The organism is Polynucleobacter sp. MG-5-Ahmo-C2, assembly GCF_018687735.1.
In the GTDB taxonomy this organism is placed as follows: Bacteria; Pseudomonadota; Gammaproteobacteria; order Burkholderiales; family Burkholderiaceae; genus Polynucleobacter.
Genome location: NZ_CP061304.1, coordinates 63288 through 84604, shown reverse-complemented (window position 1 = coordinate 84604; position 21317 = coordinate 63288). Strand labels below are relative to the sequence as shown.

Sequence of the window (21317 nt, the reverse complement as noted above, 5' to 3'; positions counted from 1 at the left end):
TGAATTATTTAAATAGGGACAGAGTCATTCAGAAGTCAAGCAGAGGCACAGCAGAAAGAATCTAAGTAATTGAATTTATTGAGTTAATTTTTCTAGGGCGTCCACGGTATCGAATTTTAGCAATATCTGGATTTTCCTTAAAAAGCTTGTTTGCGTAGATATCACTTACCCAAGGCTTAGATCGAAGCAAGGATTCGGTGATCTGTCGGTCTTCCCAGTGAGGTGCACCATCCTTGACAAACTCTGCCCATTTCATTTGCCTCTCAAAAGGGGTGTTTCCGAGCTTCCAAAAAACCTGATGATCCACCAGCCATGGATCCGCCTTACCGCCGATATGGGTGGCAAAGCTAGTCCACCCTGAATTTTGAGGACTTGATTCATAGCCAGCCCTCACCGGGTTCAGTTCAATGTAGCGCATACAACGCAAAAAATAATCCGGGTCAATCAAGGAAGAGCGATAGCGGCCCTCCCAAATTGTTCCCGACCGGTGGTGTTGTTGATTGAAGTACTGCGCATAGCGCCTACCTAGAGATTGCATTGTTTTAGCAAGTGAATCTTCATATTGTGGCGTCATCAGCAAATGCACATGGTTAGGCATTAAGGCAAATGCATGGACTGCACAGGCAAATTGTCTTGCCGCTTCTCGCAACCACTCCAAATAAATGTGACGATCTTCTGGGTTAAAAAAAAGAGTTTCTCGATTATTGCCGCGCACCATGACATGCATTGCTTGGCCAGGTATTACAGTGCGCGCTTGCCGAGCCATGTTGAAAACGAACTATTGCAGTTCGCGTGGGCCACCGCTACGAGAAAAGTCAGGAATAAACCAGTCTCCATCGGATTGTGTCACACCCTCTGGAACCACGCGGGACTCCTGCGGCACATCCCTCAGAGCTACTGACATATAGGATATCCACATTGGCAAGGCAAGACCGCCACCAGTCTCACGATCACCCAGGCTGGCCGGCTTATCAAAACCAATCCAAGCGATCGCAACTACTTTTGGGTTGTATCCAGCAAACCAAGCATCATGTGAATCATTGGTAGTACCAGTCTTTCCGGCAATATCATTACGACTGAGCTTAGCTCTAGCAGATGCTGCAGTGCCTGTCTTAGTAACCTCTTGCAACATACTGTCCATTACAAAAGCAGTGCGGGCATCCAAAACACGATTGGCGCCGTCACCAACACGGGCAGGCTTTGCCTCGAACAAAACTGTTCCTTTGGAGTCAACCATCTTATCGATCAAGAAGGGGTCAACGCGGTAGCCACCATTTGCAAATACGCTATAGGCCGACGCCATTTGCAATGGCGTCACCGAACCTGCACCCAAAGCCATTGTCAAATAAGGTGGGTGTTTTTCAGGCTCAAAGCCAAAACGCTGAATATATTCTTGTGCATAAGAAGGGCCAATCGCACGAATAATGCGAACAGAAACTAAGTTCTTCGATTTAGCCAAAGCATTGCGCAATCGCATCATGCCCTCATATTTACCATCGTAGTTTTTTGGCTCCCAAGCTTGACTTCCGGTCTCCATGCTGCCAATCGATAAAGGCGCATCATTCACCATGGTGCTTGGCGTAAAGCCTTTTTCAATTGCCGCTGCATAGATGAAAGGCTTAAAGGATGAGCCTGGCTGACGCAGCGCTTGAGTCACGTGATTGAATTGATTGCGACGGAAGTCAAAGCCACCTACCAAGGACAAGATCGCGCCGGTCTCTGCATTCATTGAGACGAAAGCTGCTTCGACTTGAGGCAATTGTGCTAACTTCCAAACCCCACCATCCAAAAGCAATCTCACGACAGCGCCTGGACGTAAGCGTTTTTTAGGCTGGGTGCTATCAGTGATCGATGCCGATGCTAATTTCATACCTTCACCCTTCAAGGTAATCGTATCGCCCGTAGCAATCATGACTTGCATTTCTTTTGGCTTTACATCCAGCACAACCCCTGATTGCAAATCATCCAACTGTGGGTAAGCAAGTAAAGCCTCATCAATGGCACGCTGACGCTTCACCCGATCCTCAGGAAGGTCGATAAAACCCTCTGGACCACGATAAGCATGACGCAGATCATACTCAAAAATACCGCGACGGACTGCCTTATAGGCAGCATCTTGATCTGCTTTTAAGATTGTTGTGTAAACATCTATTCCTTGCGAGTAAATGGCCTCACCGTATTGAGTAAACAAAAGCTGACGCACCATTTCTGCTGGGAAATCCGCGCGCACCGCAAATTCATTGCCAAGGCCGCGAATATGCAACTCCTCAACCATGGCTTTTTGATAGTTTTCCGATGAAATGTACCCTAGATCCCGCATGCGCTGCAAAATATATTCTTGACGAATTTTGGCGCGACGGAAATTGCTTACAGGGTTATATGCCGAGGGAGCCTTAGGTAAGCCAGCCAACATTGCAGACTCAGCAATCGTGATGTCTTTTAATTCTTTACCAAAATAAATCTGGGCTGCACTTGAAAAGCCATAGGCCCTTTGCCCTAAGAAAATTTGATTCATGTAAATTTCAAGAATCTTGTCTTTTGTTAGCTGAGACTCAATTTCCCAGGCCAACAACACTTCATAGATTTTTCGACTAAAAGTTTTCTCATTGCTCAAAAAGAAGTTTCGCGCTACTTGCATGGTGATGGTTGAAGCACCCTGAGATAAATGCCCACGCAAATTAGTCAGGGCGGCCCTCAAAATGCCTACATAGTCGACTCCGCCATGAGAGTAGAAGCGATCATCCTCAATAGCTAGAACAGCATTGCGCATGCTAAGCGGTATTTCGTCCAAAGGAATAACCTTACGGCGCTCTTCGCCAAACTCACCAATCAATACCTTATCTGCCGTATAAATCCGGAGTGGTGTTTTTGGGTTGTAGTCTGTTAATGCCGAAATTTTCGGTAAGTTCGGTTTTGCTACCAAAAAGGCATAACCCATTAAAAGCATTACTACCAAGGCAAATGCCACGCCAATAATTAGCATGGCCTTCACTAAGGGATTGCTAGAAGATTTACGAGGTGAGCCAGGCCCTACTCGTGGATGCCGTGGACTTCTGTCGAACTGACGGACTGGTCGCTGGTTTTGTGGCGGCTTATCTTTTGGTGGGAGGGCCATAAGCTCAAATTATAGGGTGCTTGGGTAATTTTCTTAAAAGCTCCAAAACCCTTGTTTTTGGGTTTTTTAACTGATCTTTCCCGACATAAGGTTCAAACCATGCTGATGGCAATCCATTGCTTAAGTATAAAAAATATGGTGATGCCATCCCGCCATATTTCCCCCCGTTCTTTCGATGAAATCTTGAGTGAGCTTGGTGACGATCCAGCTATTCCTGATCCAAACGGAATCCGCAAAACAAGCTCCCCAAAAATCGATCGCCCCGAGCATCAAAACCAGAATAATGGGCAGCCAAAACTGGAGGATTTAAAAAATTTAATCCCGCCCATTCAAGTGCATAAATTAGGGGGTGCTTTCGCTTTAGGGTTATGCGCAATCGCTGTTGGCATAGCGTTATTAATGGCCTATGAGTCCCTAAAAAGAAGTTCTGAAGTCCTAGCTCAAGACTCCCCTAAGGAGATATCTGAACTCAAAAAAGCGTTTGCCCTATTGCGCACTGATCTGGAACGTGATCAAGATGATCTATATGAAGTAATAGAATTAATAGAAGTAAGTATTCACTCATTAAAGGAAAATAAGCCAATCAGCAGGGCTGTTGCTAAGCCCAAGACCCATCCTCATGAGTCAGAACTTCGACGCTGGCGTTATTTAGGGGTAAGTCAAATGGGTGGCGCCCACCAAGGGTTTTTCCAAGCCGGTAGGAGCAACGCGATGTTTGAAACAGGTGCGCTCGTTTTGGGCGATTGGCGATTGACGCAGCTTGAAAAAGACTTTGCTGCTTTCACCCACCCTCAGGGCAAAACTGTCATTCTCAGACCCTCCAAATCCGAATGAAACAAAGCCTAAAACACATGAATAAACAAATAAGAAAATTCGGCTTTTGTATTAGTCTTTTACTCACTTTTTTAGTTGACCCCACTCAGGCAAACATGCCTAAACAAAATTTAGTGGATGCTCCCATTAGTCTGCAATTTACCGATATTGAAGTCGTCGAACTTTTACAGATCCTTGCCAAGCTTGGCAACACTAACTTTTTATTGAGCGAATCGATCAAAGGGAGAATTACTGTTGAGCTCAAGAATACCCCGTGGCAAACAGCGCTTCACTCGATTCTGGCGAGCAGGGGGCTGCGGCTAGTTCGCAACGGGGATATTTACTGGATCGGCCCCCATGCAGAAATTGCTGCATTCCAAAAGCATCGGCGTGAAGATGCCGCTCTGCCCTTTGGTGGCGACCATATTAATAGTCCAAGACAAATCCTCATAGAGGCCCGCATTGTAGAAGCAGATGAGCGCTTTGCCCGCGAGCTGGGAGTCAAGCTTGGTTACCAAGCAAACTCTTTAGGCATTAGCCCAGATAAAAAACTATCTAGTAATGTTGATTTGGGTGGGTCGGGATTAAGCGGCTTTAATCCAGCAACAGTCGCCGCAACTCTCGTTTCAAAAAGCGGGAGCCGTCTTTTGCAAATGGAGCTATCTGCCCTTGAGTCCGACGGTCAAGGCAAGATCCTCTCCAATCCACGCATCATGACCGGAGATCAGGTAAAAGCTACGATCGAGCAAGGTACTGAGCTCCCCTATCAAACCACCTCCCAAAGTGGCAGCAAATTGCAATTTCGGAAGGCAAATTTACGTTTAGAGGTTTTGCCAAAAATTCATCCTGATGGAAAGATCTCCATGCTGGTTGGCATCAACAAAGACACCATTGGCATGAAAACTGAACAAGGGTACGCAATTGATACGAAAAGCCTGAGTTCTGAGGTTACCGTTGAAAACGGTGGCACAGCCATCATTGGGGGCATTTTTCAAACCACAGAACGAGAGGATGAAGTCAAAGTGCCTTTACTGGGAGATATTCCGCTCATTGGCCACTTATTTCGCCATAAATCTAAATTACAAGATAAAACCGAACTACTGGTCTTCCTAACCCCTACCGTTCTCGACAAACCCTAATAAAATCGAAGGGTGAACTCTTCGAAAAACAATATCTTTCTAATCGGCCTCATGGGCGCCGGAAAGTCAACGGTCGGAAAAGTGTTGGCCAAAAAATTAGGGCGCCGCTTTTTAGATGCCGATCATGTGATTGAAGAACGCTGTGGTGTAAAGATTCCGGTTATCTTTGAAATGGAAGGTGAAGAAGGGTTTCGCAAACGCGAGGCTCAAGCCATTCGAGAAATTACCAGCGAACATGACATTGTTCTTGCCACCGGAGGCGGAGCAGTTTTGCTTCCTGAAAATCGTCAAGCCCTCAGCGAATACGGTACCGTGATTTATCTACATGCAAATCCAACCGAGCTTTGGCATCGCACCAAGGGTAGTGAAGGACGCCCCCTACTTCGCAATGGTGACGCTAAAAAAGTTCTAGAAAATTTATATATCATTCGCGACCCGCTTTATCGCGAAATTGCTGATCACGTTATTGAAACTGGCAAGCCCAGCGTCAATCAACTGGTCAACACCCTAATCATGCAACTTGAACTCTCCGCTTGAAAACTATAATGAAAACACTTGAAGTTGATCTTGGCAACCGCAGCTATCCAATCTACATTGGCACCGACCTGATTGATCAGCCCAGCTTATTTTCTGCCTGCGAAAAAGCAACTTCAATTTATATCGTTACTAATACTACGGTTGCGCCACTCTATGCTGCACGCCTTTCTAAGACCATAGAAATATTCGGAAAACCTGTCAGGACGATTACTCTGCCTGATGGGGAGTCATACAAAGACTGGAAAAATCTGCAGCTTATTTTTGATGATCTTTTGAAGTTTGGTGCCGATCGCCAAACCATGTTGATAGCCTTAGGCGGTGGCGTGATTGGAGATATGACGGGCTTTGCTGCGGCCAGTTTTATGCGAGGCATTCGATTCATTCAAGTTCCCACTACTTTGCTAGCCCAGGTTGATTCTTCGGTTGGAGGGAAGACTGGTATCAATCATCCTTTGGGCAAGAACATGATTGGGGCTTTTCATCAACCTGTAGCCGTCATTGCAGATCTCAACACGCTCAAGACTTTGCCCCCCAGAGAGCTCTCGGCTGGGCTTGCTGAAGTAGTGAAACACGGTGCAATTGCTGATGCTCAATTTTTAGATTGGATCGAAGCAAATGCATCGGCTTTACTTGCTTGCGATACCGATGCAATGGGTCACGCAGTACTTCGTTCATGCGAAATTAAATCCACAGTAGTCTCTGCCGATGAACGAGAGGGCGGCATTCGTGCAACCCTCAACTTTGGCCACACCTTTGGACATGCAATAGAGGCTGGCATGGGTTACGGGGAATGGCTACATGGCGAGGCCGTTGGCTGCGGTATGGTGATGGGCGCTGATTTATCTTGTCGCTTAAGCCTCATCAGTAAAGCGGAGCTGGAGCGCCTCACAAAAATTATCAAGTCAATGAACTTGCCAACCATTCCACCAAAATTTGGCGCAGAACGCTATATGGAACTAATGCAGGTTGATAAGAAAACTGAGGGCGGCCAAATTCGCTATGTGCTCTTGGAAAAAATGGGTAAGGCTCAAATCAAGAGCGTGCCTGATATCCAGGTAATCGAAACCTTGGCCGCTACTGGCGCAGTCTAAGGATTAAGCAATCCAATCTTGACCGCTTGACCAGCTTGTACGCTGGCGAAATCAGTCAAATCACTCAGCAATTCTTTGCCGGTTTTGGTATCAAGCCACAAAGGCTTAGCTAGGGTTCCTGACCATCGGTAGTGATAGCCGCCAGACTTAGCTGCCACCCAAATTTCATGCAAAGGTGGCTGCGTATTGACCACAATCACGCTTTTATCCCGAAAGCGGATAGTGATGACGTTGCCCCCCTGGCGCTCCACATCCAAATCGAGATCCAGTTCATCGTCAGCGGCTTCTAAAGCCACCTCAATAGACTGCAATAAATTGCTGCCCAGTTGATGAAACTGCTTGTCATCAATGGTTTCCACGCTCAAATTATTTGGATTCATACCCGAGTCCTGCATGCTATATTCAATCATTCGTTTTAGAGACATTCATGATAGCGATTCTCAATAGAGCCCTCTGTATTGCCCTCCTAATAGCCCTTGCTGGATGTGGGGTTAGGGGTCCTCTATTTATTCCAAATGTGCCAAATGTGCCGCCAGCCCCAACGGAGCCGGAACCAAAAGGCAAGCTCTATCCACCACAAACTCCTGCTGATACCAGCAATTCATCATCGGCCAAGTAATGACAAGTAAGGCAATTCCACTTCCCAAATTATCTGGATTTACTGAGCGTGAAGGTCATTGGTATGCCGAAGAAATTCCGCTTGCAGACTTAGCAAAAGAATTTGGTACGCCGCTTTATATCTACAGCAAAAAGGCGCTGACTGAGGCCTACCAGGCCTATGACAAGGCTTGCATTGATAGCAATGGCAAGCGCCGTGCACGCGTGCATTACGCCATGAAAGCCAATAGTAATTTGGCGGTGATTGATTGCTTCAAAAAACTCGGTGCGGGATTTGACTTAGTGAGTGGTGGTGAATTAGCTCGTGCTCTCGCGATTGGCGCCGATCCTAGAAGTCTCGTATTCGCCGGCGTTGGTAAATCTGCTGTTGAAATCGCCTCTGCGCTTCAGGTTGGAGTGAAGTGTATCAATGTGGAATCCATTGCCGAGCTTCACAATATCAATCGTGTCGCAAGCAAATTGAACTGCCGCGCTCCAATTTCTTTGCGCGTTAATCCAGATGTCGATGCGCAAACACACCCTTACATTTCTACCGGCTTAAAAGGAAATAAATTTGGCATTGCCTATCACGAGGTTTTAAAAACTTATCGTGAAGCTAGCCAACTCTCACAGATTGATGTGGTTGGAATTGACTGCCATATTGGCTCCCAAATTACCACGACCGCGCCCTACCTAGACGCCTTAGATAAAGTCTTAGATTTAGTCGAGATCCTCAAGAAAGAAGGCATTGTGATTCATCATCTTGATCTGGGTGGCGGCCTCGGAATCTCCTATGGCGATGAAATACCTCCTGACATTACTGAGTTCACCAATACTCTTTTGAACCATGTAGCAGATAGAGGTTTTGCTCATCTAGATGTTGTTCTTGAGCCAGGCAGATCCTTGGTAGGCAATGCCGGCGTACTGCTCACCACTGTTGAGTACCTCAAACCTGGTCTCGAGAAAAACTTCTGCATTGTTGATGCTGCCATGACTGAACTGATGCGCCCAGCCTTATATGAAGCGCATCATGGCATTGTTCCTGTTGAAACCAAAGAGGCTAAGAGCTTGACCTACGATGTTGTTGGGCCTGTCTGTGAATCTGGTGATTGGCTTGGTAGAGATCGCAAACTTGCAGTGGAGGAGGGTGATCTTCTAGCAATTCTTTCTGCTGGCGCTTATGGTTTTGTGATGGCATCGAACTACAACACTCGCCCAAAACCAGCAGAGATTATGGTTGATGGCAAAAGTGCTTATGTCATTCGTGCCCGTGAAAAAACATCAGACCTGTTTTCAAGCGAAACAATGCTGCCAAACTAATTTCCGAAAAGTAGAAGCAAATAAAAAGCCCGCTTCATGAGCGGGCTTTTTATTGAAACTCAGAATTTGTTAATGCAAGCCAGCGATGTAGTCGGCAACAGCTTTCATTTCTTTATCAGAAAGTTTGGTCGCAATCGTTGTCATTTGGCTACTATTTTTACGAACGCCTTCACGGAACGCAAGCAGCTGTGCATTTGTGTAATCAGCCCATTGGCCACCTAACAATGGGTATTGAGCAGGAATACCAGCGCCTGTAGGGCTATGGCAAGCAGCACAAGCTGGAACGCCCTTGGCAGCAATACCACCGCGGTAAATACTTTGACCCAGCTCAATCGTTTCTTTGTTTTGTGCAACGCCTTGTGAGATCACTTGCTTAGACAAGAAGGCAGAAATGTTTTGCATATCTTGTTCTGTCAATGTTGCAGCCATACCCATCATGATTGGGTTAGCACGAGTGCCTTCTTTAAAATTCTTCAATTGCTTAGTGGTATATGCGGCGTGTTGCGCAGATAACTTAGGCCATGTACTAACTGCGCTTTGGCCTTTCGGGCCATGGCAAGTAATACAAGCGGTTACACCACGGGTCGCGTCTCCATTGGAGTAAAGAGCCTCACCAGCAGCCGGATCAGCCTTTGGTTTGCCTGGCACTGCAGCCTTGGCTTCAACTGCTGGAGCCATTGGAGCGGCATCAGAAGCAATGGCAGCCCCAGAAATACCAATCAGAGCGAAAATAGAAAGAACCGCAAAACCAGCACGTAAGCCAGTTAATTTGGAGATTTGGGAGCTTTGACGCATTATGTTTACCTTGGCAAAAATTCCTAAAAGTGTTTGGGCCCTGCATTTACAACCTTTTTACCCAACACCATGAGATATTTCATGATTTTGCGTGATTTTACAATAGCTTCAGGACATGTCTAAACTCTTTCAAGCCCGATTTGCCACCACAGTCAATGACACCCATTGTCTGCCTGCCACGCCCCTGCGTGAGGCAGCCTTTGCTGGCCGCTCAAATGCTGGCAAATCCAGTGCTATTAACGTCCTTTGCAATCAGAAAAGGCTCGCTTTTGCCAGTAAAACGCCTGGTCGCACCCAACATATCAACTATTTTGGCCTTTTCGCTAAAGATGACCTTTTAGCCTATTTGGTGGACTTGCCAGGCTACGGCTATGCCGCTGTTAACCATGAAACCAAATACCACTGGAATAGCCTTCTAAGCGACTATTTGCAAGAGCGGGAACAATTGGTCGGCATGGTCCTGATTGTGGATGCCCGGCGCGGGATTACCGACCTAGATGAGCAAATGATTCAGTGGTTTGTGCCAACTGGCAAGCCAATCCACATTTTGCTGAGTAAATGCGACAAATTGAATAAAAGCGAATGCAAACACGCTCTTGAGGCTGTTAAGAAGCAACTGCAGCAATATGATCCAGCATTACCTGATGGCACGGGCGACTCCAAGCAACTTACGGCACAATTATTTTCAAGTACAAAACGTATTGGCCTTGAAGAGGCAGATAATTTAATTATTAAATGGCTATTTGAAGCAGAAACTCATGAAGATGACATCACCAGCTAACTCGTTGCTTAATTTTCCGGGGCATCGCCCTCGCCGCATGCGTCGTGATGAGTGGTCACGTCGCCTCATGCAAGAGAATTCTGTTTCAGCAAGCGATCTGATTTACCCTGTTTTCTTGCTCGAAGGCGAAGGCAAATCAGAAAGTGTTGCCTCAATGCCTGGCGTGAGTCGCATGTCCCTAGATTTACTCTTTCCAGTTGCGCAAGAGTGCGTGGATCTAGGGATTCCTGTATTAGCATTATTTCCAGTCATTAATGCAGCATTAAAAACTCCAGACGGCAAAGAAGCCTCTAATCCTAAAGGACTCATTCCTGCTGCAGTCCGCGAACTCAAAAAACGCTTCCCCAATTTAGGCATCATGACAGACGTTGCGCTTGACCCGTACACAAGCCATGGTCAAGATGGGGTGCTTGATGATCAAGGTCGCATCCTCAATGATGAGACGACTGTAATATTGGTTCAGCAAGCGATTACTCAGGCTGAGGCCGGCGTCGATATCGTTGCACCATCAGACATGATGGATGGACGCATTGGAAAAATTCGTGAAGCGCTCGAACAAAAGCAATTGATTCATACGCGCATCATGGCTTATTCAGCCAAATACGCCTCTGCGTTTTATGGCCCCTTTAGAGATGCAGTAGGTTCAGCAAAGAACCTAGGCAAGGCTGATAAAAAAACCTATCAAATGGATTGTGCTAATAGCGACGAGGCTTTACGGGAGATTGCTCTGGATATTAGCGAAGGTGCTGATATGGTCATGGTCAAGCCAGGTATGCCCTATTTAGACATCGTGCGCAGAGTTAGGGAAGAGTTTAATTACCCCACTTATGCTTATCAAGTAAGCGGTGAATATGCCATGCTTAAAGCAGCCGCACAAAATGGTTGGCTCGATCACGATGCCGTCATGATGGAGTCATTGCTAGCATTTAAACGTGCAGGTGCTGATGGTATTCTCACTTACTTCGCACTTGAAGCGGCAAGACTCATTCAGTCAAGCAAGTAAAACATCCTTGAATTGATCGCCAACTCTGATTTCACCAGAGTCTAAAACTTGAGCCCTAATACCGCCTCTATTTTTAAAGGCAGAAATAAAATTGGGCTTCCCACTTAGGCTTGCCGGGCGCTCGCAAGGAACGCATAACTCTGTAGCTCTTAGCCTAATTGAGCCCAGAAAAAATTCTTTCCCAACTAACTGATTGAGATCTTCTGGGCTGATGCCCTCTATAACGATATTTCTTCTTGCTTCACTTGAAAGATATGTTTTTAATCCACTCGCTACTAACTCTTCGTTAGCAGATTCAATACCTGTAAGTGCGATAAGAGAGATATCTCTGATCTTTGCCGGGATTGAGCCTGAGAATGCGCCAATACCCAGAGCATATCTATCTCCCTCAATACCAACTCCAGCGGTAAGCCTTGCGCTATCCCTTTTACTCATGAGATGACCAGCCTGGGAAGCAATATAAATCGAGTGTATTTTAAACATCGTCATTATTTCCGCAGTAATTTTTGCAAGCGCTCAATAAAACGCTGAGGTGGCATATAGCCAATCACGCGTTGATCCGCCTGCTCTTGCGAATTTAGATTAAAGATCAGAATACCTGGCGGCCCAAACAGCCCATAGCGCTTTAGCAGTGCTTGATTTTCTTGGCTATTTGCAGTCACATCAGCTTGCAGCAAAACAAATTGTTTTAATGTCTCGCTGACTTCTGGATTAGCAAAAGTATTTACCTCCATCTCCTTACAGCTGATGCACCAATCCGCATAGAAATCGAGCAAGACTAATTTGTGATCTTGCTTAGCTTTGATTAGCTGTGCATCCAACTCTGCTAGCGAATAAATTACTACAAAAGACAAGTCGCCGACTTGATGGATTTTTTGTCCATTCACTGTTTTTACAGACCCAGCAGGCTCATTTTTTTGGATCAAAGGAGATGCGATCCAAGCAGCAGTAGCCACAAGTAAAACGCCCAAGGTGCGCTGTAGCCATATCATCCAAATGCCGGTCGACGGAATCAAAATGCGCGCTTCAATCGCAATAAAAAGAAGTGGCAGTCCCATTCCTAAGGCCATGACAAATAGCAATCCAGCCCCTAGGCTCATAGACCCTGTTTGGGCGATAAAGGCTAAAACACCCGCTAAGGGAGCTGTAATACAGGGGCTAGCAACCAAGGTGGAGATTCCGCCCAAGGCAAAGGCTCCAAGCACGCTACCCCCCCTTTGACGACCCGCCAACTTATCGACATGGTGATGCCATGAGCTTGGCAAGCGAAGCTGATAGAGGCCGAATAGACTGCCTGAGAGAGATAGCAGCAATAGGGCAAAGGCAGCTAATGCAACCGGGCTTTGCAAGGCCCTTTGTACGCTACCTCCAAGTGCCGCCATTAAGGTTCCCGCTAATGCATAGACCATAGCCATACCTAAAACATAAGAGAGCGCCAAAAGGCTTGCGCGTCCTTTAGAAATTGTTTTGCCACCTTGGGAACCGAAGATTACGCTCGACAAAATCGGGAGCATTGGTAACACGCAAGGCGTAAATGCCAAGGCCAGTCCCAATACAAAAAAGGCTAGGAATAAATACCCAGGAGCTGTGCTTTCTAGAAAACGACTAATCGCATTAATATCGTCTCGTTCACGCCATAAATCAGCCAAGCTAAATTCAACTGAAGCATTAACGCTAGCTTTTACACCATCCAATATTTCAGGTAGTGGCGCTGCCTTAACACCAGGCCCTGCTAATAAAAACTTCAAGGTCATGGGTGGATAACAAATGCCGGCTTCTGCGCATCCCTGCAGAGTCACCTCTGCATAGATAGGCTTACCTGTAATCGGCTTAACATCCAATAGCGCCATAAAGGGCTGCTTGTATATCTGCAATTTTTTCTGAAAAGTTTCATCGAACTTTTCAATACCAGACGGTAATGCAGGTCTTATATTATGTAGGTTTCCGGGCCGAGCACCAGCCTGGAATTTAAGGGATTCTTGGTAGATGTAATAGCCCTTGGCAGGAATCAATTCGATCTCAATTTGATTAGCATTTTCTAACCAAGAAGCTTCTACCCGAAATGCTTTCTCTGGGGGCAAAAAATCGGGTGCTGCAAATACTTGCCCAGAAAGCAAAATTAGTAGCGCAAAAATCTTCACCAGAAAAAAGTAAGCTCTCATTACCTCGAATTTACCTCAGAGCGGACCCACTGACCATACTGTTGCTCATATTGTTCTGGTGAAAATGCCAAAACCTCAGGTAAATCATACGGGTGACTTTCTTTAATAAACGCACAAATTTCTTCCCATTGATGCAATACCGTTTTGGCTGACAAGAGCACCTCTTGCTCTTCACAAATCTTTCCTTCCCACCGATAAACCGAATACAGCCCTTCGCTAATTTGGACACAGGCTGCGAGATGGGTCTCAACCAAGGCTTTAGCCAAAGCCGTGGCTGCCTCCATATTTGGAAGACTAGTAACAACTACTAATAGCTTATAAGAATTGACTGAGAGAGCTTGAGGCATACCATCTTTATAACTCGTAAATGAAAAAAGCCAGACCGAAGCCTGGCTTTCTTTTGCAAGCTAGAGACTTAAGCCTCTTCAGTTGCTGCTGTTTCTTCAACTTCTGGGCGATCTACCAACTCAACCAAAGCCATAGGCGCATTATCGCCATGACGGAAGCCAAACTTCAAAATACGAAGGTAGCCACCTGGACGTGTTGCATAACGTGGGCCGAGCTCTGTAAAGAGTTTGGTCACGATATCGCGATCACGAGTGCGGTTAAATGCCAAGCGCCGGTTTGCTAAGTTGTCTTTTTTACCCAAGGTAATTAAAGGCTCAACAACCATACGCAATTCTTTTGCTTTTGGCAAAGTGGTTTTAATTACTTCGTGCTCCAAAAGAGAATTGGACATATTGCGCAGCATCGCCAGGCGATGTGAAGATGTTCTGTTTAGTTTGCGTAAGCCGTTTCCGTGACGCATGATGCTTCCTTTCTAATTATTTCTCGAGGTTAGCTGGAGGCCAGCTTTCGAGTTTCATGCCAAGACTTAAGCCACGAGCAGCCAATACGTCTTTGATTTCATTCAAAGACTTACGACCCAAATTAGGCGTCTTCAACAATTCATTCTCTGTACGTTGAATCAAGTCACCGATGTAATAGATGTTCTCAGCCTTCAAGCAGTTTGCAGAGCGAACTGTGAGCTCGAGGTCATCTACTGGACGCATCAACATAGGATCAACCATTGAAGAGCGGCTTGGTGCTAAATCACCAGAAACTTCACTGCTTTCGAGAGCTGCGAATACAACCAACTGATCTACCAAGATACTAGCTGCTTGACGAATCGCTTCTTCAGGTGACAACACACCATTGGTTTCGATAGTCATAACGAGACGATCAAGGTCAGTACGTTGCTCAACACGAGCAGATTCAACAGCGTAACTAACACGGCTTACTGGGCTAAATGAGGCATCCAACACAATACGACCAATAATCTTAGTAGTCTCATCGTTGTATTGACGCACGTTACCTGGCACATAGCCACGACCTTTTTCAACCTTGATCTGCATATCCAGCTTGCCACCAGCAGACAAGTGAGCAATTACGTGGTCAGGGTTCATGATTTCTACATCGTGCGGAAGATCGATATCTTTTGCTGTAACGACGCCTGGGCCTTCTTTACGCAAATTGATCGTGACTTCATCACGTGACTGCAACTTAAATACGATACCTTTGAGGTTCAATAAAAGGTTTACTACATCCTCTTGAACGCCATCCAAAGTGGAGTACTCATGAACAACACCTGCAATTGCTACTTCAGTTGGCGCGTAACCAACCATTGAGGATAAGAGTACGCGACGTAATGCATTTCCGAGTGTGTGGCCATAGCCACGCTCGAACGGCTCCATAACAACCTTAGCTTGGTTGGCGGTAAGCGCTTCAACAGAAATAATTTTGGGCTTGAGCAAATTTGTTTGCATATTTTTTCCTTGAGAGTGCCTAATTAGCGTGAATACAATTCGACGATCAAACTTTCATTAATTTCGCCGCTGATATCTTCGCGGTCGGGCACTTGCTTAAATGTTCCTTCCAGCTTAGTTGCGTCAACTGAAACCCAGGTAACTGCAGACATTTGCTGAACTAAATTCAATGATTCTGTAATACGCGCTTGCTTCTTCGCTTTTTCACGAATTGCAACAACATCACCAGGCTTAACCTGAATAGATGGGATATTCACTGGACTACCATTGAGCAAAATTGCACAATGAGAAACCAACTGACGCGCTTCAGCACGGGTTGAACCAAAGCCCATGCGATAAACCACGTTGTCGAGACGTGACTCAAGCAACTGGAGCAATGTTTCACCAGTGTTGCCCTTACGACGCTCAGCTTCTGCGAAGTAACGGCGGAATTGACGCTCTAAAACGCCATAAATACGCTTAACCTTTTGCTTTTCACGCAATTGATTGCCGTAATCCGATGTTCTTGAGCCAGATGTACGACCATGTTGACCAGGCTTAGTATCTAACTTGCACTTGTCTGACAGGGCGCGACGTGCGCTCTTTAAAAATAAGTCGGTACCTTCCCGACGTGCTAATTTGGCCTTAGGCCCTAAGTAACGTGCCACGATGCTTTCCTTTCTTTGCCGCAGTCTTGCGACCGGCGGTGAGTTCACCCTTTAAATCAGATGAACAGTGGGCTTTTAATAAAAAACTACTAAAACTTGTACTGCCAACTTCCTAGCTTAGATACGACGACGCTTAGGAGGACGGCAACCATTGTGTGGAACTGGAGTGACGTCTTGAATCTCAGTGATCTTGATGCCCAAAGAGTTCAAAGCGCGAACTGCTGATTCACGACCTGGGCCCGGGCCCTTGATCTGAACTTCCAAATTCTTGATACCGCATTCAACTGCAGCTTTACCAGCAACTTCTGCAGCTACCTGAGCAGCAAAAGGTGTTGACTTACGCGAGCCCTTGAAGCCCTGGCCGCCAGAAGTTGCCCATGAAAGCGCATTTCCTTGACGATCAGTGATCGTAATGATGGTGTTATTAAAAGAAGCGTGAACGTGTGCAATACCGTCAGCAACGTTCTTTTTAACTTTCTTTCGAGTGCGCTGTGATGCGGCGGAAGCGGATTGTTGTTTTGCCATGTCAATAAACTTTCTTGATTATTTCTTCAGTTGCACGCCAGACTTGCGTGGGCCCTTACGGGTACGCGCATTAGTCTTAGTACGTTGACCACGTACAGGCAAGCCCTTGCGATGGCGTACGCCACGGTAGCAACCTAAGTCCATCAAACGCTTGATGCTCATAGTTACTTCACGACGAAGGTCACCTTCGGTAATGAACTTACCTACTTCATCACGTAACTTTTCCAAGTCAGCGTCAGTAAGATCTTTAACTTTTTTATTGATTGCAACACCCGTGGTTTGACAAATTTTGTTAGCACGAGTTGTGCCAATACCAAAAATTGCTGTTAAACCGATAACAGTATGTTGATGATTTGGGATGTTTACCCCAGCGATACGTGCCATGAGATTTCCTCTTAATTAACCAGATCAGCCTTGACGCTGCTTATGACGTGCGTCTGAAGAACAGATCACGCGCACAACGCGTTTGCGCTTAATGATCTTGCAATTTCTGCAAATACACTTAACGGATGCTAAAACTTTCATAACTCACCTCTTAAAAATAGGTACTACTTAATCTTTACTTCGCCCGGAATATGATTCTGGCGCGCGTCAGGTCGTAAGGAGTCATCTCCACCGTTACCTTATCTCCCGGCAAAATGCGAATGTAGTGCATCCGCATCTTTCCAGAAATGTGCCCAAGAACCACGTGTCCGTTTTCTAGCTTCACGCGAAACATCGCATTCGGCAAATTTTCTACAATCTCACCCGCCATCTGAATTACATCGTCTTTAGACATTCAGTTAGGCGCCCATCTTAAAGTTAGCTTTTTTCATCAAAGAACCGTACTGCTGCTGCATCACAAATGACTGAACTTGAGCCATAAAATCCATCGCAACAACAACAATAATCAACAATGAAGTACCGCCAAAATAGAACGGCACGTTGTACTTCAAGACTAAAAATTCTGGTAGCAAACAAACCAAAACCATGTAAATCGCACCAGCCAATGTCAAACGCACCAAGATCTTGTCGATATAGCGCGCTGTTTGATCACCCGGGCGAATACCTGGAACGAATGCACCACTCTTCTTCAAATTCTCAGCAGTCTCGCGGCTGTTAAACACCAAAGCGGTATAGAAGAAACAGAAGAAAATAATCGCTGCTGCGTACAAAATGGTGTACACAGGCTGACCTGGAGCTAAGGTTGCCGCCAAGTCCTTAATGATTCTGCTGACGATATTGCCTGGTTCGCCTGATGTGAACCAACCAGCAATCGTTGCAGGGAACAAAATAATGGATGAAGCAAAAATTGGGGGAATAACACCTGCCATATTTAGCTTCAATGGGAAATAAGAAGACTGGCCGCCATAAATCTTATTGCCAACCTGACGCTTAGCGTAGTTCACCAAGATACGGCGCTGACCACGCTCTACAAATACTACAAAATAAGTTACTGCTACGCAAATTACAACAATCAGCAATGCAGAAATGATATTCATCGAACCAGTACGAACTAGCTCTAATAAGCTTGCCAATGCATTCGGCAAGCCGGAAACGATACCGCCAAAAATGATGATGGAGATGCCGTTACCTAAACCGCGCTCAGTGATTTGTTCACCTAGCCACATCAAGAACATCGTGCCAGTGACCAAAGTCACTACGGTATTGAGTTCAAACATCAAACCTGGATTTACTACTAAGCCTGGCTGAGCTTGCAAAGCAACGGAGATTCCCAGTGCCTGGAAAGTTGCTAAAAATACTGTGCCATAACGGGTGTACTGAGTAATCTTACGTTGACCCGCTTGACCTTCTTTTTTCAAAGACTCTAATGAAGGCACAACGATAGTCATCAACTGCATGATGATCGATGCAGAAATATAGGGCATGATTCCCAGGGCAAATACAGTAAAGCGAGATAACGCGCCGCCTGAGAACAAGTTAAACATTCCCAAGATGCCGTCTTTTTGGCCAGCAAATAATTGTGCCAGTTGGTCTGGATCGATACCAGGAACTGGAATATGTGCACCTAAACGGAACACGAGCAAAGCCAACACCAAGAAAATCAAGCGTTGACGTAATTCGCCAAACTTGCCTCCTGCTGCAGTGCCTGTGTTATTGGTAGGTGCTAAAGCCATATTAAATAAAAGATCGATTAAGCCGCTTCAAGCAATTTGCCGCCAGCTGCTTCGATAGCTGCTTTTGCACCAGCAGTCGCTGTAATGCCCTTAAGGGTTACGGCAATCTTGAGTTCACCTGTCTTAACAACCTTAACAGCATTGATTTGCTCGCCAGCAAAACCATGTGCTTTCAAAACCAATAAGTCCACCTCTGGCAAATTGATTTTTGCTAGGTCGTTCAATGTAATTTGACCAACGTGACGACGTGTCAAAGATACGAAACCGCGTTTTGGCAAACGACGGTACATTGGCATCTGACCGCCCTCGAATCCAACCTTGTGGAAGCCGCCGGAACGGGATTTTTGACCTTTGTGACCACGGCCAGCAGTTTTGCCAAGACCAGAACCAATGCCGCGACCTACGCGACGACGGTTTTTCTTGGAGCCCTCTGCGGGCTTAAGTGTATTGAGTTCCATAATATTTGCCTATTTGCTTGCTAGTTAGCTAACAACTTTAACTAGATAAGAAACTTTATTAATCATGCCGCGAACAGCTGGAGTGTCTTCCAATTCAGAAACTGAATTGATACGACGAAGGCCTAAGCCTCGTACAGTTGCACGGTGGCTTTCGCGTGTACCGATCAAGCTGCGTACTAATTGCAGTTTGACTTTGGAGTTAGATGTTGTCATTTGTAGATTCCTAATCTTTTGGTCTTAGCCGAGAATCTCTTCAACTGACTTACCGCGCTTCGCAGCAATCTCAGCAGGAGTACTCATCTTGCTCAAACCATCAATGGTTGCACGAACCAAGTTGTACGGGTTTGTAGAGCCAAGTGACTTAGCAACCACGTTAGTTACACCCATTACGTCGAAAATTGCGCGCATTGGGCCGCCAGCAATAATTCCAGTACCGTCTTTAGCTGGTGAAATCAAAACGCGTGACGCGCCATGTTGACCAGTAACAGTGTGCTGCAAAGTACCTTTGCGCAAAGTTACTTTGATCATCTTGCGACGAGCTTCATCCATTGCTTTTTGAACAGCAACTGGAACTTCTTTTGATTTGCCTTTACCCATGCCGATGCGGCCATCGCCATCGCCAACAACAGTGAGTGCAGCGAAGCCGAGAATACGACCACCCTTAACCACCTTAGTTACACGGTTAACAGCGATCATCTTCTCGCGAAGACCATCATCACGCTCTTCGTTTTGCATCTTAGTTTGCATTTTTGCCATGTTTTTTCCTAAACCTTATTAGAACTTCAGGCCGGCTTCACGCGCAGCTTCAGCTAAGGCCTTAATACGGCCGTGGTAACGATGACCGGAACGATCAAATGCAACATCAACAATGCCTGCTTTAACAGCACGCTCAGCAACTAATTTGCCGATTTGTTTTGCCGCTTCAGCGTTGCCGCCGTTTTTGATCGCTTGGCGCAATTCTTTTTCCATTGTTGAAGCGGCTGCTACAACTTTGGTTCCGCATGGGCTATATACCTGTGCAGAAATGTGTGTGTTGCTACGGATAACTGTTAAGCGATTTGCCAATGCTTCGGCAATGCGAATACGAGTCTGCCGAGCGCGTCTTTGTCTGGATTCGTCTTTATTCATTTTCTAATCTCGCTTACTTCTTCTTAGTTTCTTTCAGATGCACAACCTCATCCACGTAGCGAACACCCTTGCCTTTGTATGGCTCTGGTGAACGGTATGCGCGAACTTCGGCTGCGACCTGGCCAACTTGCTGCTTGTTGGAACCTTTAATAATGATTTCGGTTTGCGATGGAGTCTCCGCCTTTACACCCTTTGGAAGGTTGTAAATAATGTCGTGTGAGAAACCCAACTGCAATTTCAATGTTTCACCTTGAGCTGCAGCACGATAGCCAACGCCTACCAGGCTGAGCTTGCGCTCAAAGCCAGTAGTTACGCCGACAACCATGTTGTTTACCAAAGCACGGGCTGTACCTGACTGTGCACCAGCTTCTGGTGAGTCGTTATTCAAAACAACTGTCAATACGCCATCTGCTTGTTTCAAACCAACAGAAGGGTGCAAGTTATGCGTCAAAGTACCCAATGGGCCTTTAACAGTCACGTTTGCACCATTGATATTGATTTCAGCGCCTTTAGGAACTGTAATTGGTGATTTACCTACGCGGGACATATTTCGCTCCTTAAGCTACGTAGCAAATAACTTCGCCGCCCACGCCTGTTGCACGTGCTTTACGGTCTGTCATTACGCCTTGAGGGGTTGAAATAATTGCAATGCCCAAGCCATTCATTACTTCTGGAATGTCATGACGGCCTTTATAGATACGTAAACTTGGCGTCGATACACGGTCAATACGCTCGATAACAGGACGGCCTGCATAGTATTTGAGATCAATGTGGAGCACTGGCTTAGCTGCTTCGCCTTTGATTTCAAAACTTTCGATATAGCCTTCATCTTGCAAAACTTTTGCGATGGCTACTTTAACTTTTGACGACGGCATTGTGACTAGTGGTTTCTGCACTGCTTGCGCATTGCGGATCCTGGTCAACATGTCGGCGATTGGATCGCTGATACTCATGAGTTCTCCTAATTCTTTCGCCGCTTACCAGCTGGCCTTGGTTAAACCGGGGATTTCGCCGCGGAAGGCGATTTCACGAATCTTGCTACGAGCCAAACCGAACTTACGGAATGTGCCACGTGGGCGACCGGTTAATGAACAACGATTTCTTTGACGAATCGGGCTTGCGTTACGTGGAAGTGCCTGTAGTTTCAAGCGAGCTTCGTAGCGCTCTTCATCGCTGCGTGATTGATCAGCAATGATTGCTTTCAGTTCGGCACGCTTTACAGCGTACTTCTCTACAGTTTTAGCGCGCTTATTCTCGCGCTCAATTAGGGATAGTTTTGCCACG

The 21317-nt window shown here is 46.0% G+C and carries 30 protein-coding genes; 8 read left to right on the top strand and 22 right to left on the bottom strand.

Annotation, left to right across the window (positions count from 1 at the left end):
• Positions 1 to 61 precede the first annotated feature (61 nt).
• Entirely contained in the window at positions 62 to 766 is a 705-nt protein-coding gene (locus C2740_RS00510; RefSeq protein WP_215293472.1) for a transposase, read from the bottom strand.
• 12 nt (positions 767 to 778) lie between these two features.
• Complete coding sequence (locus tag C2740_RS00505; protein ID WP_215293471.1) at positions 779 to 3115, bottom strand: penicillin-binding protein 1A; 2337 nt, start codon at positions 3113 to 3115, stop codon at positions 779 to 781.
• Positions 3116 to 3250: 135 nt separating this feature from the next.
• On the opposite strand from C2740_RS00505, the gene C2740_RS00500 reads away from it, so the two are divergent.
• The 4 genes from C2740_RS00500 (at position 3251) to aroB (ending at position 6695) form a co-directional block, all read left to right on the top strand.
• Positions 3251 to 3949 carry a hypothetical protein gene (locus tag C2740_RS00500; RefSeq protein WP_215293470.1) on the top strand — a complete coding sequence of 233 codons (699 nt, stop codon included), beginning with the start codon at positions 3251 to 3253 and terminating at the stop codon, positions 3947 to 3949.
• A gap of 95 nt (positions 3950 to 4044) precedes the next feature.
• Positions 4045 to 5067: a secretin and TonB N-terminal domain-containing protein gene (locus C2740_RS00495; protein ID WP_251369651.1), complete on the top strand. Its 1023-nt coding sequence runs from the start codon at positions 4045 to 4047 to the stop codon at positions 5065 to 5067.
• Positions 5068 to 5079: 12 nt separating this feature from the next.
• A complete protein-coding gene (locus C2740_RS00490; RefSeq protein WP_215293468.1) occupies positions 5080 to 5604 on the top strand; it encodes a shikimate kinase in 525 nt (174 codons plus the stop codon).
• A gap of 8 nt (positions 5605 to 5612) precedes the next feature.
• Positions 5613 to 6695 (top strand): 3-dehydroquinate synthase, encoded by a 1083-nt coding sequence (aroB, locus tag C2740_RS00485; protein ID WP_215293467.1) that lies wholly within the window; start codon positions 5613 to 5615, stop codon positions 6693 to 6695.
• On the opposite strand, the gene cyaY is transcribed toward aroB, so the two are convergent.
• Positions 6692 to 7075: an iron donor protein CyaY gene (gene cyaY / locus C2740_RS00480; protein ID WP_215293466.1), complete on the bottom strand. Its 384-nt coding sequence runs from the start codon at positions 7073 to 7075 to the stop codon at positions 6692 to 6694. The genes aroB and cyaY overlap by 4 nt on opposite strands.
• A gap of 47 nt (positions 7076 to 7122) precedes the next feature.
• Between cyaY and C2740_RS00475 the strand changes: the two genes are divergently transcribed.
• Both C2740_RS00475 and lysA read left to right on the top strand, forming a co-directional pair.
• Positions 7123 to 7314 (top strand): lipoprotein, encoded by a 192-nt coding sequence (locus C2740_RS00475; RefSeq protein ID WP_215293465.1) that lies wholly within the window; start codon positions 7123 to 7125, stop codon positions 7312 to 7314.
• Entirely contained in the window at positions 7314 to 8612 is a 1299-nt protein-coding gene (lysA, locus tag C2740_RS00470) for a diaminopimelate decarboxylase (protein ID WP_215293464.1), read from the top strand. The genes C2740_RS00475 and lysA overlap by 1 nt, the downstream gene beginning before the upstream one ends.
• A 69-nt stretch (positions 8613 to 8681) precedes the next feature.
• Here the strand turns inward: lysA and C2740_RS00465 are convergent, their stop codons facing one another.
• Positions 8682 to 9407 (bottom strand): cytochrome c, encoded by a 726-nt coding sequence (locus C2740_RS00465; RefSeq protein ID WP_215293463.1) that lies wholly within the window; start codon positions 9405 to 9407, stop codon positions 8682 to 8684.
• Between the two features lie 115 nt (positions 9408 to 9522).
• Here C2740_RS00465 and yihA point away from each other — a divergent pair, with 115 nt between their 5' ends.
• A complete protein-coding gene (gene yihA, locus C2740_RS00460) occupies positions 9523 to 10188 on the top strand; it encodes a ribosome biogenesis GTP-binding protein YihA/YsxC (protein WP_215293462.1) in 666 nt (221 codons plus the stop codon).
• Positions 10172 to 11191, top strand: coding sequence for a porphobilinogen synthase (gene hemB / locus C2740_RS00455; RefSeq protein WP_215294247.1), 1020 nt, complete (start codon positions 10172 to 10174; stop codon positions 11189 to 11191). Before yihA ends, hemB begins: the two co-directional genes overlap by 17 nt.
• Here hemB and C2740_RS00450 read toward each other — a convergent pair.
• The 18 genes from C2740_RS00450 to rpsN all read right to left on the bottom strand — a co-directional run bounded on the left by C2740_RS00450 (position 11180) and on the right by rpsN (position 21316).
• A complete protein-coding gene (locus tag C2740_RS00450) occupies positions 11180 to 11674 on the bottom strand; it encodes an MOSC domain-containing protein (RefSeq protein WP_251369649.1) in 495 nt (164 codons plus the stop codon). The genes hemB and C2740_RS00450 overlap by 12 nt on opposite strands.
• A gap of 5 nt (positions 11675 to 11679) precedes the next feature.
• A complete protein-coding gene (gene dsbD, locus C2740_RS00445) occupies positions 11680 to 13353 on the bottom strand; it encodes a protein-disulfide reductase DsbD (RefSeq protein WP_215293461.1) in 1674 nt (557 codons plus the stop codon).
• Positions 13353 to 13700 carry a divalent-cation tolerance protein CutA gene (gene cutA, locus C2740_RS00440; protein WP_215293460.1) on the bottom strand — a complete coding sequence of 116 codons (348 nt, stop codon included), beginning with the start codon at positions 13698 to 13700 and terminating at the stop codon, positions 13353 to 13355. The genes dsbD and cutA overlap by 1 nt, the downstream gene beginning before the upstream one ends.
• A 68-nt stretch (positions 13701 to 13768) precedes the next feature.
• Positions 13769 to 14161 (bottom strand): 50S ribosomal protein L17, encoded by a 393-nt coding sequence (gene rplQ / locus C2740_RS00435; RefSeq protein ID WP_215293459.1) that lies wholly within the window; start codon positions 14159 to 14161, stop codon positions 13769 to 13771.
• 16 nt (positions 14162 to 14177) lie between these two features.
• Positions 14178 to 15158: a DNA-directed RNA polymerase subunit alpha gene (gene rpoA, locus C2740_RS00430; protein WP_011901925.1), complete on the bottom strand. Its 981-nt coding sequence runs from the start codon at positions 15156 to 15158 to the stop codon at positions 14178 to 14180.
• 23 nt (positions 15159 to 15181) lie between these two features.
• On the bottom strand, positions 15182 to 15805 hold the full coding sequence (gene rpsD, locus C2740_RS00425) for a 30S ribosomal protein S4 (RefSeq protein ID WP_215293458.1): 624 nt from the start codon (positions 15803 to 15805) through the stop codon (positions 15182 to 15184).
• A gap of 117 nt (positions 15806 to 15922) precedes the next feature.
• Positions 15923 to 16330, bottom strand: coding sequence for a 30S ribosomal protein S11 (gene rpsK, locus C2740_RS00420; RefSeq protein ID WP_088525623.1), 408 nt, complete (start codon positions 16328 to 16330; stop codon positions 15923 to 15925).
• 18 nt (positions 16331 to 16348) lie between these two features.
• The gene (gene rpsM / locus C2740_RS00415; RefSeq protein ID WP_071464450.1) at positions 16349 to 16714 is read right to left on the bottom strand and encodes a 30S ribosomal protein S13; all 366 of its coding nucleotides are present in this window, start codon (positions 16712 to 16714) and stop codon (positions 16349 to 16351) included.
• Between the two features lie 24 nt (positions 16715 to 16738).
• Positions 16739 to 16855 carry a 50S ribosomal protein L36 gene (gene rpmJ / locus C2740_RS00410; protein ID WP_012357167.1) on the bottom strand — a complete coding sequence of 39 codons (117 nt, stop codon included), beginning with the start codon at positions 16853 to 16855 and terminating at the stop codon, positions 16739 to 16741.
• Positions 16856 to 16889: 34 nt separating this feature from the next.
• Positions 16890 to 17108, bottom strand: a complete 219-nt coding sequence (gene infA / locus C2740_RS00405) for a translation initiation factor IF-1 (RefSeq protein ID WP_112202623.1) — start codon at positions 17106 to 17108, stop codon at positions 16890 to 16892.
• Positions 17109 to 17112: 4 nt separating this feature from the next.
• Positions 17113 to 18447 carry a preprotein translocase subunit SecY gene (secY, locus tag C2740_RS00400; RefSeq protein ID WP_215293457.1) on the bottom strand — a complete coding sequence of 445 codons (1335 nt, stop codon included), beginning with the start codon at positions 18445 to 18447 and terminating at the stop codon, positions 17113 to 17115.
• A 17-nt stretch (positions 18448 to 18464) separates the two neighbouring features.
• Positions 18465 to 18905 (bottom strand): 50S ribosomal protein L15, encoded by a 441-nt coding sequence (gene rplO, locus C2740_RS00395; protein ID WP_215293456.1) that lies wholly within the window; start codon positions 18903 to 18905, stop codon positions 18465 to 18467.
• A 24-nt stretch (positions 18906 to 18929) separates the two neighbouring features.
• Positions 18930 to 19118: a 50S ribosomal protein L30 gene (gene rpmD / locus C2740_RS00390; protein ID WP_215293455.1), complete on the bottom strand. Its 189-nt coding sequence runs from the start codon at positions 19116 to 19118 to the stop codon at positions 18930 to 18932.
• Positions 19119 to 19142: 24 nt separating this feature from the next.
• Complete coding sequence (gene rpsE, locus C2740_RS00385; protein ID WP_011901917.1) at positions 19143 to 19661, bottom strand: 30S ribosomal protein S5; 519 nt, start codon at positions 19659 to 19661, stop codon at positions 19143 to 19145.
• Between the two features lie 18 nt (positions 19662 to 19679).
• The gene (rplR, locus tag C2740_RS00380) at positions 19680 to 20033 is read right to left on the bottom strand and encodes a 50S ribosomal protein L18 (protein WP_215293454.1); all 354 of its coding nucleotides are present in this window, start codon (positions 20031 to 20033) and stop codon (positions 19680 to 19682) included.
• A gap of 13 nt (positions 20034 to 20046) precedes the next feature.
• Positions 20047 to 20580, bottom strand: coding sequence for a 50S ribosomal protein L6 (gene rplF, locus C2740_RS00375; protein WP_215293453.1), 534 nt, complete (start codon positions 20578 to 20580; stop codon positions 20047 to 20049).
• 10 nt (positions 20581 to 20590) lie between these two features.
• The gene (gene rpsH, locus C2740_RS00370) at positions 20591 to 20986 is read right to left on the bottom strand and encodes a 30S ribosomal protein S8 (RefSeq protein ID WP_068947700.1); all 396 of its coding nucleotides are present in this window, start codon (positions 20984 to 20986) and stop codon (positions 20591 to 20593) included.
• Positions 20987 to 21010: 24 nt separating this feature from the next.
• Positions 21011 to 21316: a 30S ribosomal protein S14 gene (gene rpsN / locus C2740_RS00365; RefSeq protein ID WP_011901913.1), complete on the bottom strand. Its 306-nt coding sequence runs from the start codon at positions 21314 to 21316 to the stop codon at positions 21011 to 21013.
• Position 21317: the final 1 nt, after the last annotated feature.

Bases quoted from the DNA above. Each gene is read 5' to 3' on its own strand.
- C2740_RS00510 (WP_215293472.1), bottom strand. From the start codon at position 766: ATGGCTCGGCAAGCGCGCACTGTAATACCTGGCCAAGCAATGCATGTC.
- C2740_RS00505 (WP_215293471.1), bottom strand. From the start codon at position 3,115: ATGGCCCTCCCACCAAAAGATAAGCCGCCACAAAACCAGCGACCAGTC.
- C2740_RS00500 (WP_215293470.1), top strand. From the start codon at position 3,251: ATGGTGATGCCATCCCGCCATATTTCCCCCCGTTCTTTCGATGAAATC.
- C2740_RS00495 (WP_251369651.1), top strand. From the start codon at position 4,045: ATGCCTAAACAAAATTTAGTGGATGCTCCCATTAGTCTGCAATTTACC.
- aroB (WP_215293467.1), top strand. From the start codon at position 5,613: ATGAAAACACTTGAAGTTGATCTTGGCAACCGCAGCTATCCAATCTAC.
- cyaY (WP_215293466.1), bottom strand. From the start codon at position 7,075: ATGAATCCAAATAATTTGAGCGTGGAAACCATTGATGACAAGCAGTTT.
- C2740_RS00475 (WP_215293465.1), top strand. From the start codon at position 7,123: ATGATAGCGATTCTCAATAGAGCCCTCTGTATTGCCCTCCTAATAGCC.
- lysA (WP_215293464.1), top strand. From the start codon at position 7,314: ATGACAAGTAAGGCAATTCCACTTCCCAAATTATCTGGATTTACTGAG.
- C2740_RS00465 (WP_215293463.1), bottom strand. From the start codon at position 9,407: ATGCGTCAAAGCTCCCAAATCTCCAAATTAACTGGCTTACGTGCTGGT.
- yihA (WP_215293462.1), top strand. From the start codon at position 9,523: ATGTCTAAACTCTTTCAAGCCCGATTTGCCACCACAGTCAATGACACC.
- hemB (WP_215294247.1), top strand. From the start codon at position 10,172: ATGACATCACCAGCTAACTCGTTGCTTAATTTTCCGGGGCATCGCCCT.
- C2740_RS00450 (WP_251369649.1), bottom strand. From the start codon at position 11,674: ATGTTTAAAATACACTCGATTTATATTGCTTCCCAGGCTGGTCATCTC.
- dsbD (WP_215293461.1), bottom strand. From the start codon at position 13,353: ATGAGAGCTTACTTTTTTCTGGTGAAGATTTTTGCGCTACTAATTTTG.
- cutA (WP_215293460.1), bottom strand. From the start codon at position 13,700: ATGCCTCAAGCTCTCTCAGTCAATTCTTATAAGCTATTAGTAGTTGTT.
- rplQ (WP_215293459.1), bottom strand. From the start codon at position 14,161: ATGCGTCACGGAAACGGCTTACGCAAACTAAACAGAACATCTTCACAT.
- rpoA (WP_011901925.1), bottom strand. From the start codon at position 15,158: ATGCAAACAAATTTGCTCAAGCCCAAAATTATTTCTGTTGAAGCGCTT.
- rpsK (WP_088525623.1), bottom strand. From the start codon at position 16,330: ATGGCAAAACAACAATCCGCTTCCGCCGCATCACAGCGCACTCGAAAG.
- rpsM (WP_071464450.1), bottom strand. From the start codon at position 16,714: ATGGCACGTATCGCTGGGGTAAACATCCCAAATCATCAACATACTGTT.
- rpmJ (WP_012357167.1), bottom strand. From the start codon at position 16,855: ATGAAAGTTTTAGCATCCGTTAAGTGTATTTGCAGAAATTGCAAGATC.
- infA (WP_112202623.1), bottom strand. From the start codon at position 17,108: ATGTCTAAAGACGATGTAATTCAGATGGCGGGTGAGATTGTAGAAAAT.
- secY (WP_215293457.1), bottom strand. From the start codon at position 18,447: ATGGCTTTAGCACCTACCAATAACACAGGCACTGCAGCAGGAGGCAAG.
- rplO (WP_215293456.1), bottom strand. From the start codon at position 18,905: ATGGAACTCAATACACTTAAGCCCGCAGAGGGCTCCAAGAAAAACCGT.
- rpmD (WP_215293455.1), bottom strand. From the start codon at position 19,118: ATGACAACATCTAACTCCAAAGTCAAACTGCAATTAGTACGCAGCTTG.
- rpsE (WP_011901917.1), bottom strand. From the start codon at position 19,661: ATGGCAAAAATGCAAACTAAGATGCAAAACGAAGAGCGTGATGATGGT.
- rplR (WP_215293454.1), bottom strand. From the start codon at position 20,033: ATGAATAAAGACGAATCCAGACAAAGACGCGCTCGGCAGACTCGTATT.
- rplF (WP_215293453.1), bottom strand. From the start codon at position 20,580: ATGTCCCGCGTAGGTAAATCACCAATTACAGTTCCTAAAGGCGCTGAA.
- rpsH (WP_068947700.1), bottom strand. From the start codon at position 20,986: ATGAGTATCAGCGATCCAATCGCCGACATGTTGACCAGGATCCGCAAT.